The organism is Burkholderia sp. MS389, assembly GCF_016899425.1.
Classification (GTDB): Bacteria; Pseudomonadota; Gammaproteobacteria; order Burkholderiales; family Burkholderiaceae; genus Burkholderia; species Burkholderia sola.
The window spans coordinates 435,774-450,606 of sequence record NZ_CP045995.1 but is presented as its reverse complement, the minus strand read 5'-3'; the positions used below and the strand labels follow the sequence as shown (position 1 = coordinate 450,606).

Here is a 14,833-nt window from a genome sequence, read left to right as displayed (position 1 = left end):
GGCGCGGCGTCACCGCATCGCGTCGCCGGTCGCCGCGTCGCGCAGCGCAACCGTTGCGGCGCCTGCCTGCCACGCGAGCAGCGCCCGTTCGGCCTGCGCGAACGCGAGACGCAATGCGTCGTCCACGTCGGCCCCGACGCACGGCGGCAACGACCGGAGCGTCGCGTCGCGCATCACCAGCTCCAGCCGCACGTCGTACCGGCGCGCGCCATCGGCCGCCGTGCGCGATTCGATCGCGAGATGGCAGCCTTCGATCCACGCGCGAAACCGTTCAAGTCGCACCAGTTGCGCGCCGGCTTCGGCCTCGACCGCAGCCGAACCGGTGAATCCGAGGCAGGCGATCTGCATGCCCACGCCCATGTCGTCTCTCCTGACGGGGCCGCCCGCTCGTCGACCGCCTTGCAAGTGCCGGCCGCCTCACGATGGGGCGGCCCGTGTTTCCCGTGGCGCGGCGCGCATTGTTCGATCGCGGCCGGCCGATTGTCTGCCCGCGCCCGACAGGCGCGGGACCGTTCAGACGTTGAAGGTCTGCGACGCCTTCATCTCGATCCACGTCATGCCGGCCCGCAACCCTTCGATCATCGCCTCGCGCTCCGTCGGATACGCGTGGCTGTGCTCGAACGTATGATGAAACCGCGCGGCGCCGGCGCCGTGCTCGACCGACACGCGGCAGCGGAATTCGCCCGATTCGCACGGGCGCGTCTCCACTTCGACCGACCAGTCGCGTTCGTGAATGTTGCCCTGCAGTGTCATGCGCCCTCCTGCGGTATCAGCCTTCGAGCCGGAAGTGCCCGCTGTGCAGCAGCACCGGCCGGCCGCCGATTTCCTCGAGCATTCGTCGTGCCATCGCCTCGATGGCCGACCGGTGCGCGTCGAATGCGCCCAGCAGATCGCGTTCGAGCAGCGACTGCGCGCCGAAATGGTCTTCCAGCGCCTCGGCCGTGACCGCGCACTGAACGCAACGCCCGTCGACCAGCGCCGAAAACGCGACGACCAGATCGCGCGCGCAGTATTCCGGCGGCTCGGACGGGAAAACGATGTGCATCTGTCGGTCTGTCATCGTCGTGATGGCTCCATGACGAGAGCATAGTGGCGCGCGCGGCCGCGCGCTTGACCCACGTCAACAGGCTCGCTGCACCGCACGATCGCGGTGTAGCCGCGCGCCGCCGCTTCCTCTGCTTCAGCCGGCGTCGGGCTCGATCGCCGCGCCGCGCTGCGCGAGCAGCTCGCGCAGCACGCTGCGGTGACAATGGTTTTCGTCGTCGCAGTAGCAGCCGATCGAGAACGCAGTCGTCGCCGACAGCGCGGCCAGCAGGTCCAGCACCTTGGCCGGATCGCCATGCGCCATCTCCGCGCGGAAGTGGCGCTTGAACGCGTTCCATTCGGCGTCGGTTTCAGCGGCCTGCGCTTGCGCGACGAGCTCGGGGCTCGGCGACAACGTCGGCAACCATACATCATAGTAGTTGCGCGACGCGAATTCCGCCTTCGGTACGCCGCGCGGCGGCCGCCGCACCGTGCCGATCCGCAGGCCCTCGCCGGCCGCGCGCGGCGTGCCGAGCTGGATGATCCGGATGCCCATGTCGCTCCTCTGCTCCCCTGCATTGCGTACGATCCCGTGATCGTACCGCCGCGCCTGCCCGTGGGTCATCCGCGCCTCGCACATGACGGCCGCCCAACAAAAAACCGGCTGTTCCCGCGACGGGAAACAGCCGGTTCTTCAGCGTTGCGCGCCGGGGCGCGCCGCGTTCAGACGCCGCTCTTCAGTACCTTGCCGATCGCGTCCGCGACGATGCCGACGTTCGAGTCGTTCAGGCCCGCCACGCACATCCGGCCCGAGCGCAGGATGTATACGCCGTGCACCTCGCGCAGCGCGTCGACCTGCGTTTCGGTCAGGCCCGTGTACGTGAACATCCCGCGCTGCTTCACGTAGCGCGTGAGCGCTTCGCCGCTCACGTGGTCGCGCAGGCCGTCGTGGATCGACTGGCGCATCCGCGCGATGCGGCGGCACATCGCCGACAGCTCCTCTTCCCACTGCTTGCGCAGCGCCGGCGTGCCGAGCACGGCCGCGACGACCTTCGCGCCGTAGGTCTGCGGGTTGCTGTAGTTCGAGCGCACGGCGCCGGCCAGCTGGCCGAGCACGCGCTCGGCCGCGGCCGCGTCCTCGCAGACGACGCTCAGGCCGCCCACGCGTTCGCCGTACAGCGAGAAGTTCTTCGAGAACGAGTTCGCGACGAGCGTCGGCACGCCGCGGCGGGCCAGTTCGCGCACCGCGAACGCGTCCGCGTCGAGGCCCGCGCCGAAGCCCTGGTACGCCATGTCGACGAACGGCAGCAGCCCGCGCGCCTCGATCACGTCGATCAGCTTCTCCCACTGGCCTTCGTCGAGATCGACACCGGTCGGGTTATGGCAGCACGCGTGCAGCAGCACGATGCTGCGCGCCGGCAGCGCGTCGATCGCCGCGAGCATCGCGTCGAACTTCAGGCCGCCCGTGGCCTCGTCGTAGTACGGATACGTGTTCACCGTGAAGCCGGCGCGCTCGAAGATGAAGCGATGGTTTTCCCAGCTCGGATCGCTGAGCCACACCTGCGAATCCGGGAAATAGCGCTTCAGGAAATCGGCGCCGACCTTCAGCGCGCCCGAGCCGCCGAGCGTCTGCAGCGTCGCGATGCGGGCGGCCGCGCGAGCCGGGTGATCCGCACCGAACACCAGCGCTTGCACGGCGTCGCGGTACGCGGCCAAGCCGACCATCGGCAGGTACGGCTTCGGGCCGCTGTCGCGCTGCAGCGCGGTTTCGGCTTCGCGCACGGCGCCCAGCACCGGAATCCGGCCTTCGGCGTCGAAATAGATCCCGATGCTCAGGTTGACCTTCTGGTCGCGCGGATCTTTCTGGAAGTTCTCGTTGAGCGTCAGGATCGGGTCGCCCGGGTACGCGTCGATGTGTTCGAACATGGCTTGAATCGGTCTCGTTTGGAAGAATGGTCGGTCGTGGCCTGCGTCAGCGTGCGGACGCACCGTCGTGCACCGCAAAGCCGGCATTCTTCTGACGGAAGCGATACCCGATCGCGAGCACCGCGAGCCATACCGGGATCAGGTACACCGACAGACGGAGATCCGGCGTCAGGTACATCACGACGAGAATGCCGGCCATGAACGCCAGGCACAGGTAATTCGTGAAAGGATAGCCCAGACTGCGGAAGGAAGTCTGCTCCCCGGCAGCACGCTTGGCCTGGCGGAACTTCAGGTGGATCACCGTGATCATCGCCCAGTTGATGATCAACGCCGACACGACGAGGCCCATCAGCACCTCGAACGCCTTGCCCGGCATGAAGTAGTTGACCAGCACGCACACGCCGGTCGCGAGCGCCGATGCGCCGAGCGCGGCGAGCGGGATGCCGCGCTTGTTGACCGAGCACAGCACCTTCGGCGCGTTGCCCTGTTGCGCGAGGCCGAACAGCATCCGGCTGTTGCTGTACACGCCGCTGTTGTAGACCGACAACGCGGCCGTCAGCACGACGACGTTCAGCACGTTCGCGACCAGGTTGCTGCTCAGCGCGTGGAAGATCAGCACGAACGGGCTGCCGCCGGTGACGACCTTCTGCCACGGATACAGCGACAGCAGCACGGCCAGCGCGCCGATGTAGAAAATCAGGATGCGGTAGATGACCTGGTTGGTCGCGCGCGGAATGCTGCGCTTCGGATCGTCGGCTTCGGCCGCGGTGATGCCGATCAACTCCAGCCCACCGAACGAGAACATGATCGCGGCCATCGACATCACAAGGCCGGACACGCCGTTCGGGAAGAAGCCGCCGTGCTGCCACAGGTTCGCGACACTCGCTTCGGGCCCGGCATGGCCGCTCACGAGCAGCCAACCGCCGAAGCCGATCATCCCGACGATCGCGGCGACCTTGATGATCGAGAACCAGAATTCCGTCTCGCCGTACGACTTCACGCTGGCCAGGTTCAGCAGGTTGATCGCGACGAAGAACACCAGCGCCGACACCCAGGTCGGCACGCCGGGCCACCAGTACTGCACGTAGATCCCTACGGCCGACAGCTCGGCCATGCTGACGAGGATGTACAGCACCCAGTAATTCCAGCCGGACAGGAAGCCGGTGAAGTGGCCGACGTATTTGTTCGCGAAGTAGCTGAACGAGCCGGCGACGGGCTCGTCGACGACCATCTCGCCGAGCTGGCGCATGATGAAGAACGCGACGATGCCGGCCACCGCATAGCCGAGCAGCACGGACGGGCCGGCCATCTTGATCGTCTGCGCGATGCCGAGGAACAGCCCCGTGCCGAGCGCGCCGCCGAGCGCGATCAGCTGGATGTGCCGGTTCTTCAGCCCGCGCTTCAGGCCGTCGCTCTCGTTTCCAGAAACCATGTCTTCTCCATTCTGCCCGCCTCCGCCGGAAGCGGTGCGGCGCGCCTCGGTGTGCCGGGCGCTGTTTTGCTGTGCCGGCGGCCGTTCGTGGGGGCGCCGGGTTGGGGACTGCAATTTTCGCGTGCGGCGGCAACCGATTCGCGTCAGCGCGCCGGTCAGACTGGCCGCCGACTCGCCCGCTCACGCCGCACTGCTGCGGCCGCACACGAAAATCCGGCGTCAGTTTAGCGTCGCGACCGCGAAATCGGGTTGCGTAACCCGCTCATGCAAACCCTACATTATGAGATAAGATTGCATCCGGGAGACGAATGAGGAAACAAAAATGCCTGACCCGGTTCTCGATCGTATCGATCGTCAGTTGCTGTCGGTGCTGCAGGAGAACGGCCGCGCGTCGAACCTCGATCTGGCGAAGGCCGTGGGGCTGTCGCCCGCGCAGACGCTGCGACGTCACCGCCGGCTGGAGGAAATCGGCGCGATCCGGCGTTACGAAACCCGGCTCTGCCCCGACACGCTCGGCTTCGGCGTCACCGCGTTCGTGCACGTGACGATGGAGCGCGGGCATATCCGCGATTTGTCGAAATTCCAGAAACTCGTGTCGGATCTCGCGCAGATCCAGGAATGTTTCTCGGTGACGGGCGACATCGACTACGTGCTGAAAGTCGTCGCGCACGATCTGAAGGGGCTGTCGCGATTCCTGCTCGAGACGCTGATGCGCATTCCCGGCGTGAGCGGCGTGCATTCGAGCGTGTGCCTCGACGAGATCAAGTGCACGAGTGCGATGCCGGTGGAGGGCTGACCTTCACACGTGGATTCTCGGCGGCGCCATTCGCGCGCCCGGCATCCGCAGCACGTGGTCGCCCCGAATAGGCTCGAATCCCTCGTCGGCCTATTCCCACCTCGCGTAGCACACCTCGCAGCTCATCCGCATTGCATCGAGCGCTACGATCTCATGTTCGTATGCGCGCGGCCCGCTACGAGCCACGGGCGGATTCAATCAAAATTTCGAATACGTCCGATGGACAATAATCGCCCTTCTGGCGACCCTAGAGCATTCCTCAAGAACTCAGCTTGATCCTTGAGAATCCATGTAAAGGGGTGCTGACGGATGACCAATTTTTTCGACAAAAAACCGTACGACTTCGACATTGACGACAGTGAGAATTGGGTTTTGGTACATTCCGGCGCCATCACCAATACCAACCCCGGCTCAATGGTGTATGTGTCAATCAACACGACTCCCATATGCTCGAATATGAGTAACAGAGAATTCCGAAAGCTGATCATGAAGGCTCGTGATGCAGCAATCTCTCTAATACTACAGCGCATTGAGGGCGTCACAGCTTGGGACAAGGCTGAACAAGCGCGGGCTCGACTCTACTTCGGCCGCTCCGACAATGATGTCAGATCAGTCCTTGCCGCTGGCTTGCCTAGACTACTTAATGCGATGCGGGCGCTCGTGCCGGAGAAGATCGTTCGATGGGACGACTCCATGAACAGACGTCTTACCTGCAGTGTAGTGCCCGACAGCGGTAACAACATCGCAGGGGTATGCAAGCCGGACTCTGAGAAGCGGATCATCGCCATCTATTCAAAATTCTGCACAATTTCAAACGGAGACCTATGGACGGCATCAAAGGTTAAAACACTGATCCATGAATGCACGCACTATGTCGACACATTCAATTCCGGCGACATCATATATTCCGACACAGAATCAGGGCTAAGGGCTTTTGCAGAAAGCAATGCCGACGTCGCCATTAGAAATGCGGACAGTATTACGGGATACATCGCAACCTTCGACAAGAGAATCATGGAATGAGAGTCCATATCAAAGCCGTATTTTCCGGTATCTCACGGGTGATTGCACTGTCGGCATGCGCCGGCATCTTTCCAGCACATGCATGCACGATTGGGGAATCGGTGCGAATCCCGTTACCGCTCAACAGCGTCGACGTGACCAATGCTGACAGGCTGAAAATCGCAAATGCTGTAATCGAGGCGCGAAAATGGCCGGATGCAGAAATTCAGGCCGTTGTCATATCCGGTGCATATACGACGGAACGGAACCGCGAGCGCCTGAAGACCGAGCGAGCCAAGATCGCGAGCGAATATCTGAAGCAACTTGGAATCAGGAACGAACACATCATCATCGACAAAAAAACTTTCACCGATGCCATGGTGCGGAACAGCGACGGAACACTAACCCTGTACCAGATCGACATCGAGCTAACCCCCCTTTGCCGAGGCGGGTGTCAAAGGCTTTGCGACGACCCGCGCGTTACGCCCCGAAGCAAGGCGATTCTGTGAGGGGCAATGACGATTTGTCGGCTGCGCGCGTACGTACACGGCGTCCGAACGGGGCCATCTTGGCGTTTGCTCACCGCACCGCCTCGAACGCACTGATCAACAACGCCCCGCAAGCAATCACCGTGCACCCTGCCGCCCGGCGCGGCGTCAGCCGCTCACCGAGATACACGCGCGCGATCAGCGCCGCGAACACCACGCTCGTCTCCCGCAGCGCCGACACGGGCCCCATCGGCGCACGGTCCATCGCCCAGATCACGATGCCGTACGCGAGCGCCGCGAACACGCCGCCGCAGGCAGCCTTCGCGGTTTCGCCGACCGCCTGCGTCAACCGCAGCGGCCCCGCCCGCAGCCGGTAGTACACGGCCATCAGCGCGCCCGTCAGCACGAACATCCACGCGGTATAGCCGACCGTGCTGCCGCTCTCGCGCACACCGATCCCGTCGACCACGCTGTACGCGGCGATCGACACGCCAGTCGCAAATGCGGTCGGCAGCACCTGCATCATCCGGTGCTTCGCGCCGCGCCCGCGATCCAGCCCGATCGCCAGGATGCCCGCGCAGATCAGCACCAGCCCGCCTTGCGCACCGACGTTCAGGTGCTCGCCCGCGAACGCCGCCGCGCCGAGCGTGACGAGCAGCGGCGCCGTGCCGCGCGCGACCGGGTACGCGACGCTCAGGTCGCCGTGCTCGTACGCACGGACGAGCAGCAGCGTATAGACGACGTGGATCACGGCCGACGCGACGACGCAGAGCCAGCTCGCCGGCGCGATCGGCGCGGCAGTCGGCAGGAACAGCAGCGCGAACAGCCCGATCGCGATCTGCAGCACCGTGGCCGAGCGCAGCCGGTCGCCGCTGCTGCGCACCAGCGCATTCCATGACGCATGCAGGAATGCCGCGCACAGAACGGCAAACAGAACGGGGATCGGCACGCTGAAACCTCGCTGACGGGTCGGAGGCCGCGCGGTGCGCGGCAGGCGTCCATCGTATGAATGCGTCACCGGATTGTCAAAAAAGCGACGCACGGCGCGCCGTCAACGATCCGGCCGCCGGCTCTCCATCGCCCGCCCCGCATCGCTTGCGCCGCAAGCAGCCGCCCAGCCGCGACATGTGACGCGAGATTGAGGGCGGTCCGCCCCTTTCCGTTCTCTTTCGCCTCGCGCCGCACCGTAATGAAACCGATACCGGAGCGCAACCGTCGCGAAAACACTCCGTCCCCATATTTTCATACGCGGCTGTTCCAATGCGCGTGCTCCCTCACGAGCTTCGCGCCGAACCGACACGGCGACGGGGCCGTTCTCCACCATCGAAGACCTTACCCTGGAGTTTCCCGATGTTCCGTCAAGCCTTGCTCGTCACCGCCTGCGCAGCCGCAGCGCTGGCGCTGTTCGCCTGTGGCGGCAGCGACGATTCCACGCCGACGGCCGCCGTGTCGTCGCAGGATGCGCTGCAGACCGCCACGCCGATCAAGCACGTCGTCGTGATCTACGGCGAAAACATCTCGTTCGACCACTACTTCGGCACCTATCCGAACGCGACGAACCCGTCGGGCGAACCGGCGTTCACCGCGAAGTCCGGCACGCCGACGTCCAACGGCCTGACGGGCACGCTGCTCACCGCGAACCCGAACTTCACGAACACGGCCAACGGCACCGACGCGGCGAACCCGTTCCGTCTCGACCGCACGCAGGCCGCGACCGCCGACCAGAACCACGCGTACACGGCCGAACAGCAGGCCGAGGACAACGGTCTTGCGGATCTATTCCCGAAATACACCGGCAAGGGCTCGTCCGGCGGCGCCGGCGCATTCGGCACGAAGGGCCAGGTGATGGGCTACTTCGACGGCAACACGGTGACCGCGCTGTGGAACTACGCACAGCGCTTCGCGATGAGCGACAACACGTTCACGACGGTCTACGGCCCGTCGACGCCGGGCGCGCTGAACGTCGTCGCGGGGCAGACCAACGGCATGCAGATCGTCAAGACGTCGAAGCAGCCGTCGACGCTCGCCGCCAGCTCGTACTACATCAATGACGGCCAGGGCGGCCTCACGATGATCAACGACGTCGACCCGGGCTTCGACGTGTGTTCGAGCACGACCGACCAGGCGATGATGACCGGCAAGAACATCGGCGACCTGCTGAACGCCGCGAAGATCACGTGGGGCGGCTTCATGGGCGGCTTCAACCTGTCGACGACGAACGGCAACGGCACGACGGGCTGCGCGCGCAGCACGGTCGCGACCGCCGTGAATGCCGCGACGGCCGACTACATCCCGCACCACAACTGGTTCCAGTACTACGCGTCGACCGCGAACCCGCAACACACGCGCCCGAGTTCGATCGCGGCGATCGGCTCGAGCGTCGAGACCGACGGCAAGACGGCCGAACCGGCGAACCACCAGTACGACACGGACGACTTCTTCGCCGCCGTGAAGGCCGGCAACTTCCCGTCGGTCAGCTACTTGAAGGCGCCGGCCGCGCAGGACGGCCACGCGGGCTACTCGGATCCGCTCGACGAGCAGGCGTTCGTGACGAAGGTCGTCAACTTCCTGCAGCAGCAGCCGGACTGGCAGAACACGGCCGTGATCGTCACCTATGACGACTCGGACGGCTGGTACGACCACGTGTACACGCCGCCGACGCACGCGTCGTCGGACCCGGTCGACCAGCTCAACGGCGCCGGCAAGTGCGGCACGGGCGGCACCACCGGCGTGAACGGCGCGACCGTGAACGGCCGCTGCGGCCCGGGCGTGCGCATTCCGCTCGTCGTGATCTCGCCGTACGCGAAGCAGAACTACGTCGATCACACGATGCTCGACCAGGCGTCCGTCGTGCGCTTCATCGAGGACAACTGGCTCGGCGGCCAGCGTATCGGCGGCGGTTCGTTCGATGCGACGGCCGGCGACCTGCGCAACCTGTTCGACTTCACGTCGAGGCCGAACACGACGCCGCTGTATCTCGACCCGACGCTCGGCACCGCATTGAGCGCGGCCCCGGCGATCTGACCGTCACGGCCTGACCGCATGGCCGGCGCATCACGCGCCGGCCGTTTCCATTTCAACGCGTCGCTTCGTGCGACGCCCGTTTTTTCGACCGACAGCATGACAGCTCGCCCCGCGTTTCCGTCTCCCGATGCCGCCGGCACGCCCGCGCCGCGCGCTCGTTCCCGCCTGCTGCGCCGCGCGGCGTTCGCGCTCGGCGCGGCCGTGCTCGGCTATGGCGCGTTCGCCGTCGCGTTTCCCGCGCGGGTGCCGACGGCGATCGGTACCGTGGTCGCCGACTGGACCGGCGCGAACCCGCATCCGGTCGTGCTGCAGCGGCCCGCCGCGCAGCCGCTGTCGGCGGTCGCGCAGCTCGGGCGCGCGCTGTTCAACGATCCGTCGCTGTCGGCATCGGGCAAGCAATCGTGCGCGTCGTGCCACAGCCCCGATCATGCGTACGGCCCGCCGAATGCGCTCGACGTGCAGCCGGGCGGCCTCGCGATGACGCAGCAGGGCTATCGTCCGCCGCCGTCGCTGATGTACCTGTACCGCCAGCCGAACTTCAGCATCGGCCCCGATGCCGGCGAGAACGACGCCGCGCCCAGCGTCGCGCAGCAGGCGACGGCGGCGGCCGGCGTCGTCAAGGCGCAGAAGGTGGCCGGCACGTCGGCCGCGCCGCAACTCGTGCCGCAGGGCGGGATGTTCTGGGACGGCCGCGCCGATACATTGCAGCAGCAGGCGTTCGGCCCGCTGTTGAATCCGGTCGAGATGGCGAACGCGAGCGTCGACGATGTCGCCCGCAAGCTCGCGCAGTCGTCGCATCGCGCGCAGTTCGAGCAGTTGTTCGGGCCGCGTGTGTTCTCCGCCCCGCAGCTCGCGGTGTCGGAGGCGATGTTCGCGATCGCGCGCTATCAGGTCGAGGATCCGTCGTTCCATCCGTACGACAGCAAGTACGACCGCTGGCTCGAAGGCCGCGCGCGCCTCACGCAGGCCGAACTGCGCGGGCTGCGCCTGTTCAACGATCCGGACAAGGCGAATTGCGCGGGCTGCCACCTGTCGAAACCCGGCAAGGACGGGCTGCCGCCGATGTTTACCGATTACCAGTACGAGGCGCTCGGCGCGCCGCGCAACCGGGCGCTCGCGCAGAACCGCAACCCGGCGTTCTACGATCTCGGCGTGTGCGGGCCGTTCCGCGACGACCTGAAGGACCAGACGCAGTATTGCGGGATGTTCCTGACGCCGACGCTGCGCAATTCGGCGACGCGCCACGTGTTCTTCCACAACGGCGTGTTCCACACGCTCGATCAGGTGATGGCGTTCTACAACGAGCGCAGCATTTCGCCGCAGAAGTTCTATGCGCGTGGTGCGGACGGCAAGGTCGACGAATACGACGACATCCCGCCGAAATATCGCGCGAACGTCGACGTGACGGACGCGCCGTTCGATCGCAAGCCGGGCGACAAGCCTGCGATGACGGCGCAGGACATCAAGGATATCGAAGCGTTTCTCGGCACGCTGACGGACGCGCCCGCGCAGCACTGAGCGCCGGCCGCGCGCCGCGCCGCATCAGCAGCGCGCGCGGATGCACAGGAATGCCGGCGCCAGCGACAGCTCCGCATGAAGCCGTTCGGATACGGCTTTCATCTCCGGCAGCGGCCTCGGTTCGACGAAGCGGTCGAGCCGCCAGCCGCCGTCGGCGACCGCGTTCAGGATGTCGGCGAGCGGCCGCCGCCACGCTTCGACGTACGGCCTCGGTTCGCCGAACCCCGACCAGTGAAAACCGAAGCGCGACGTGTCGAAGTACGTGCCGTCGCCGCGCGTGCGTTCGTCCATCCAGTCGCGCATCGGATGCGCCATCGAGAACACGAGCGTTCCTCCCGGACGCGCGACGCGCCGGAATTCGCGCAGCGTCGGCGCGAGATCGCGCACGTAGTCGAGCGCGAGCGAGCACAGCACCTTGTCGACCGACGCATCGGGCAGCCACGCGAGCGGCGCTTCGAGATCGCCTTCCCTGACGTCGACCGGCAGGCCCGCGCAGCGCGTTCGCGCGAGCGCAACCATCTCCGGCGTCACGTCGAACGCATGCACGGTCGCGCCGCGACCGGCGAGATGCGCGCTGCAGATGCCGGGCCCGCAGCCGGCGTCGAGCATCGTGAGGCCGTCGACGTCGCCGAGCAGCGCCATCGTTGCCGGACGCTCGTAAAGGGCGTTGTGCGCCTTCGTCGGCGCGAGATCCGCATAGCGTTGCGCGAAGCTCGCGTACGCGCGGCGGCCGGGCGGTTCGTTCGGTTCGGTCATGCGGCATCCGTCGGTCGACACTGGGCAGGCCGATTCTGCCCGATCGGACGACGAATGGCGACTGCCGTCACGCTTGCGTCAGGACAGGCTGTCGAGCAAGCGATACCACGCGACGCCGGCCGCGATATAGAAGCGCTGCAGCCCGTGCAACGGGATCGGCCGGATCGGCGTGACCCGGAACGGCAGCGGCAGTTGCGCATCGCCCGACAGATGCGCGGCCAGATGCTTGCCGAGCGTCGTCGCCATCGCGATGCCGCGGCCGTTGTAGCCGAGCGCGATCGTCACGCCCGGCGCGGGCTCGTGCACGTGCGGCAGGAAATCCGCGGTGATCGCGACGCGCCCCGCCCAGCGGTAGTCGAACCGGACACCCTTCAGTTGCGGATACAACAGCGTCGTCGCGCGTTCGAGATGTCGCCAGTCGCTCGGCGCGCGCGGGTCGGCGAACGGGCCTCGGCCGCCCATCAACAGGCGCCCGGCCGCGTCGCGGCGGAAGTACAGCAGCAGACGCCGCGCATCCGATGCGACCTCGCCGCCGGCGAGGATGTCGCGACCGAGCGCCGGCGCGAGCGGTTCCGTCGCGACGATGAAGCTGTTCGCGGCGATCACCGACTGACGCAAGCCAGGCCACAGCCCGTCCGTGTAGCCGTTGGTCGCGATCACGACGCGCTCGGCCGACAGCGTCGCGCCGCCGGACGTCGCGATCCGCCAGCGGCCGTCGGCGCGCGTCAGCCCGACGGCGCGGGTCAAGCCGTGCACGACCGCCCCGCTCGCCTGCACGGCGCGTACGAGGCCGCGCGTATAACTGAGCGGCTGCACGCTGCCGGCGCGGCGATCGATCCATCCGCCCGCATACGCCGGCGTGCCGAGCCGCCGCGCGACGTCGTCGCGGCCGAGCACGTCGACCGGCGCGCCGCGCGCCGCCCATTGCTGCGCACGGCGTGCGACCGTGTCGAGCATCGCGGCGGTCGGCGCCGGCTGGATCCAGCCGGCGCGACGCGCATCGCAGTCGATTCCGTGCCGCGCGATCAGGTCGAACACGGTATCGGCCGCGCCGCCGACGATGCCGGCAAGCTGCTCGCCGGCCTCGTCGCCGAATCGGCGGACAAGTTCGTCCGGGTCGTATTTCAGCCCGGGAATCACCTGCCCGCCGTTACGGCCCGATGCGCCCCAGCCCGGCTGCGCGCCGTCGATCACGCGGACGTTCACGCCGCGTTCGGCCAGGTGAAGTGCGGTCGACAGGCCCGTGAAGCCGGCACCGACGATCGCCACGTCGCACGACACGGACGCGTCGAGCGCGGGCGTATCGGCCGCCGGCGCGGCGGTCGCTGCCCACAGCGAATCGGGCCACGGCGAGTCGGGCCATCCGGGTGCCGCGTGCGTTGCGCTCATGTTCGATCCGGGTGGTCGGCGCCGTCCGACGCCAGCAGGCGGCGCAGGAATTCCTGCGTGCGGGGATGGGCCGGCTGCGTGAGCACGTCGCGCGCCGGCCCGCTTTCGCAGATGGTGCCGTCGTGCAGGAAGCACACGCGATCGGCCACCTCGCGGGCGAATGCCATTTCGTGCGTGACGACCACCATGGTCATCCCGTCGCGCGCGAGCCCGCGCATCACGCCGAGCACTTCGCCGACGAGCTCGGGGTCGAGCGCCGACGTCGGCTCGTCGAACAGGATCGCCTGCGGCGCCATCGCGAGCGCGCGTGCGATCGCGACGCGCTGCTGCTGTCCGCCCGACAGTTCCGACGGATACGCATTCATCCGGTGCGAAAGCCCGACCTTGTCGAGCAGCACGCGGGCCTGCTCGCGCGCTTGCGCGGCCGGCATGCGCCGCACGTGCACAGGCCCCTCCATCACGTTCTCGAGCGCCGTGCGGTGCGCGAACAGGTTGAAACGCTGGAACACCATGCCGACCCGCATCCGCAGTTCGTGGATCCGTTTCGAATGCGCGTCGACCTTCACGCCGTCGATCGTGATCGACCCTTCGTCATACGTCTCGAAGCCGTTGATACAGCGCAGCACGGTCGACTTGCCGGAACCGGACGGCCCGATCAGGCACACGACTTCGCCCGCCTGCACGTCGAGGCTCACGCCCTTCAGCACCGCGTGCTGCTGAAACCGCTTGTGTATCGAATCGATCCGGATCATGCGCCCCTCCTCAGTGCGAGCCGCTTGCCGAGCCGGTTCACGCCGAACATCAGCGGCAGGCCGAGCGCGAGATACAGCAGCGCGACGAGCGTGTAGACGCTCATGTTCTGGAACGTCGACGACGCGATCAACTGGCCGGCGCGCGTGATTTCCGCGACCGTGATCGTCGACGCGACCGACGAATCCTTCAGCAGCATCACCAGCGTGTTGCCGTACGGCGGCAGCGCGATGCGGAATGCCTGCGGCAGCACCACGCGCCGCATGATCATCGGGCCGCGCATGCCGATCGCGTGCGCGGCTTCGATCTGGCCGCGGTCGATCGCCTCGATGCCCGCGCGGAAGTTCTCGGCCTGATATGCCGAATACGCGATGCCGAGGCCGAGCACGCCGGCCTGGAACGCCGATAGTTGTATGCCGAGATCAGGTAGCACGAAGTACATGTAGAACAGCTGCACGATGATCGGCAGCCCGCGGATCACGTTGACGATCGTGCTGCCGGCGGTCGACACGGCACGATTGCGCGACACCTTCAGCAGCGCGAGGATCAGCCCGAGCACCGAGCTGAGCACGAACGCGCAAGCGGTGATCTCGATCGTGACCACCGCGCCCTTCAGCAGGATCGGCAGAAAATCGATCGCGTTCTGAAAAAACATGAGGTCTCCTATGCGACGTCCGGACAGACCGCCGCTGGGGATGCCCGCGACGCGCGGGCGATACCGGTCGGGAA

Annotated in this window: 16 protein-coding genes; 5 read left to right on the top strand and 11 right to left on the bottom strand. The window is 66.6% G+C overall.

The window, feature by feature from the left end; all coding sequences use genetic code 11:
• Positions 1 to 9: 9 nt before the first annotated feature.
• The 6 genes from GJG85_RS18545 to GJG85_RS18520 all read right to left on the bottom strand — a co-directional run bounded on the left by GJG85_RS18545 (position 10) and on the right by GJG85_RS18520 (position 4,381).
• The gene (locus tag GJG85_RS18545) at positions 10 to 360 is read right to left on the bottom strand and encodes a hypothetical protein (RefSeq protein WP_050011028.1); all 351 of its coding nucleotides are present in this window, start codon (positions 358 to 360) and stop codon (positions 10 to 12) included.
• Between the two features lie 153 nt (positions 361 to 513).
• Complete coding sequence (locus tag GJG85_RS18540) at positions 514 to 753, bottom strand: hypothetical protein (protein WP_006479066.1); 240 nt, start codon at positions 751 to 753, stop codon at positions 514 to 516.
• A gap of 16 nt (positions 754 to 769) precedes the next feature.
• On the bottom strand, positions 770 to 1,060 hold the full coding sequence (locus GJG85_RS18535; protein ID WP_050011027.1) for a DUF1488 domain-containing protein: 291 nt from the start codon (positions 1,058 to 1,060) through the stop codon (positions 770 to 772).
• Positions 1,061 to 1,180: 120 nt separating this feature from the next.
• On the bottom strand, positions 1,181 to 1,579 hold the full coding sequence (locus tag GJG85_RS18530; RefSeq protein ID WP_050011026.1) for a DUF488 family protein: 399 nt from the start codon (positions 1,577 to 1,579) through the stop codon (positions 1,181 to 1,183).
• 167 nt (positions 1,580 to 1,746) lie between these two features.
• Positions 1,747 to 2,949, bottom strand: a complete 1,203-nt coding sequence (locus tag GJG85_RS18525) for an amino acid aminotransferase (RefSeq protein ID WP_089489354.1) — start codon at positions 2,947 to 2,949, stop codon at positions 1,747 to 1,749.
• Positions 2,950 to 2,995: 46 nt separating this feature from the next.
• Positions 2,996 to 4,381, bottom strand: coding sequence for an amino acid permease (locus GJG85_RS18520; RefSeq protein ID WP_050011024.1), 1,386 nt, complete (start codon positions 4,379 to 4,381; stop codon positions 2,996 to 2,998).
• A gap of 322 nt (positions 4,382 to 4,703) precedes the next feature.
• Between GJG85_RS18520 and GJG85_RS18515 the strand changes: the two genes are divergently transcribed.
• The 3 genes from GJG85_RS18515 to GJG85_RS18505 all read left to right on the top strand — a co-directional run bounded on the left by GJG85_RS18515 (position 4,704) and on the right by GJG85_RS18505 (position 6,688).
• Positions 4,704 to 5,177 (top strand): Lrp/AsnC family transcriptional regulator, encoded by a 474-nt coding sequence (locus GJG85_RS18515; protein WP_050011023.1) that lies wholly within the window; start codon positions 4,704 to 4,706, stop codon positions 5,175 to 5,177.
• A 309-nt stretch (positions 5,178 to 5,486) separates the two neighbouring features.
• A complete protein-coding gene (locus GJG85_RS18510; RefSeq protein WP_089489353.1) occupies positions 5,487 to 6,200 on the top strand; it encodes a M35 family metallo-endopeptidase in 714 nt (237 codons plus the stop codon).
• Positions 6,197 to 6,688, top strand: a complete 492-nt coding sequence (locus tag GJG85_RS18505; RefSeq protein WP_063772871.1) for a hypothetical protein — start codon at positions 6,197 to 6,199, stop codon at positions 6,686 to 6,688. Before GJG85_RS18510 ends, GJG85_RS18505 begins: the two co-directional genes overlap by 4 nt.
• Before the next feature lie 70 nt (positions 6,689 to 6,758).
• Here the strand turns inward: GJG85_RS18505 and GJG85_RS18500 are convergent, their stop codons facing one another.
• The gene (locus GJG85_RS18500; protein ID WP_089489352.1) at positions 6,759 to 7,616 is read right to left on the bottom strand and encodes an EamA family transporter; all 858 of its coding nucleotides are present in this window, start codon (positions 7,614 to 7,616) and stop codon (positions 6,759 to 6,761) included.
• A 401-nt stretch (positions 7,617 to 8,017) separates the two neighbouring features.
• Here GJG85_RS18500 and GJG85_RS18495 point away from each other — a divergent pair, with 401 nt between their 5' ends.
• Together GJG85_RS18495 and GJG85_RS18490 are read left to right on the top strand one after the other, a co-directional pair.
• Positions 8,018 to 9,691: an alkaline phosphatase family protein gene (locus GJG85_RS18495; protein WP_204384262.1), complete on the top strand. Its 1,674-nt coding sequence runs from the start codon at positions 8,018 to 8,020 to the stop codon at positions 9,689 to 9,691.
• Positions 9,692 to 9,787: 96 nt separating this feature from the next.
• Positions 9,788 to 11,209, top strand: a complete 1,422-nt coding sequence (locus tag GJG85_RS18490) for a cytochrome c peroxidase (protein ID WP_204384261.1) — start codon at positions 9,788 to 9,790, stop codon at positions 11,207 to 11,209.
• Between the two features lie 24 nt (positions 11,210 to 11,233).
• Here the strand turns inward: GJG85_RS18490 and GJG85_RS18485 are convergent, their stop codons facing one another.
• The 4 genes from GJG85_RS18485 to GJG85_RS18470 all read right to left on the bottom strand — a co-directional run bounded on the left by GJG85_RS18485 (position 11,234) and on the right by GJG85_RS18470 (position 14,759).
• Positions 11,234 to 11,965 carry a class I SAM-dependent methyltransferase gene (locus GJG85_RS18485; RefSeq protein ID WP_124554248.1) on the bottom strand — a complete coding sequence of 244 codons (732 nt, stop codon included), beginning with the start codon at positions 11,963 to 11,965 and terminating at the stop codon, positions 11,234 to 11,236.
• Positions 11,966 to 12,043: 78 nt separating this feature from the next.
• A complete protein-coding gene (locus GJG85_RS18480; RefSeq protein WP_050011018.1) occupies positions 12,044 to 13,354 on the bottom strand; it encodes an FAD-binding oxidoreductase in 1,311 nt (436 codons plus the stop codon).
• Positions 13,351 to 14,106: an amino acid ABC transporter ATP-binding protein gene (locus tag GJG85_RS18475; RefSeq protein ID WP_204384260.1), complete on the bottom strand. Its 756-nt coding sequence runs from the start codon at positions 14,104 to 14,106 to the stop codon at positions 13,351 to 13,353. The genes GJG85_RS18480 and GJG85_RS18475 overlap by 4 nt, the downstream gene beginning before the upstream one ends.
• The gene (locus GJG85_RS18470; RefSeq protein ID WP_050011016.1) at positions 14,103 to 14,759 is read right to left on the bottom strand and encodes an amino acid ABC transporter permease; all 657 of its coding nucleotides are present in this window, start codon (positions 14,757 to 14,759) and stop codon (positions 14,103 to 14,105) included. Before GJG85_RS18470 ends, GJG85_RS18475 begins: the two co-directional genes overlap by 4 nt.
• Positions 14,760 to 14,833: the final 74 nt, after the last annotated feature.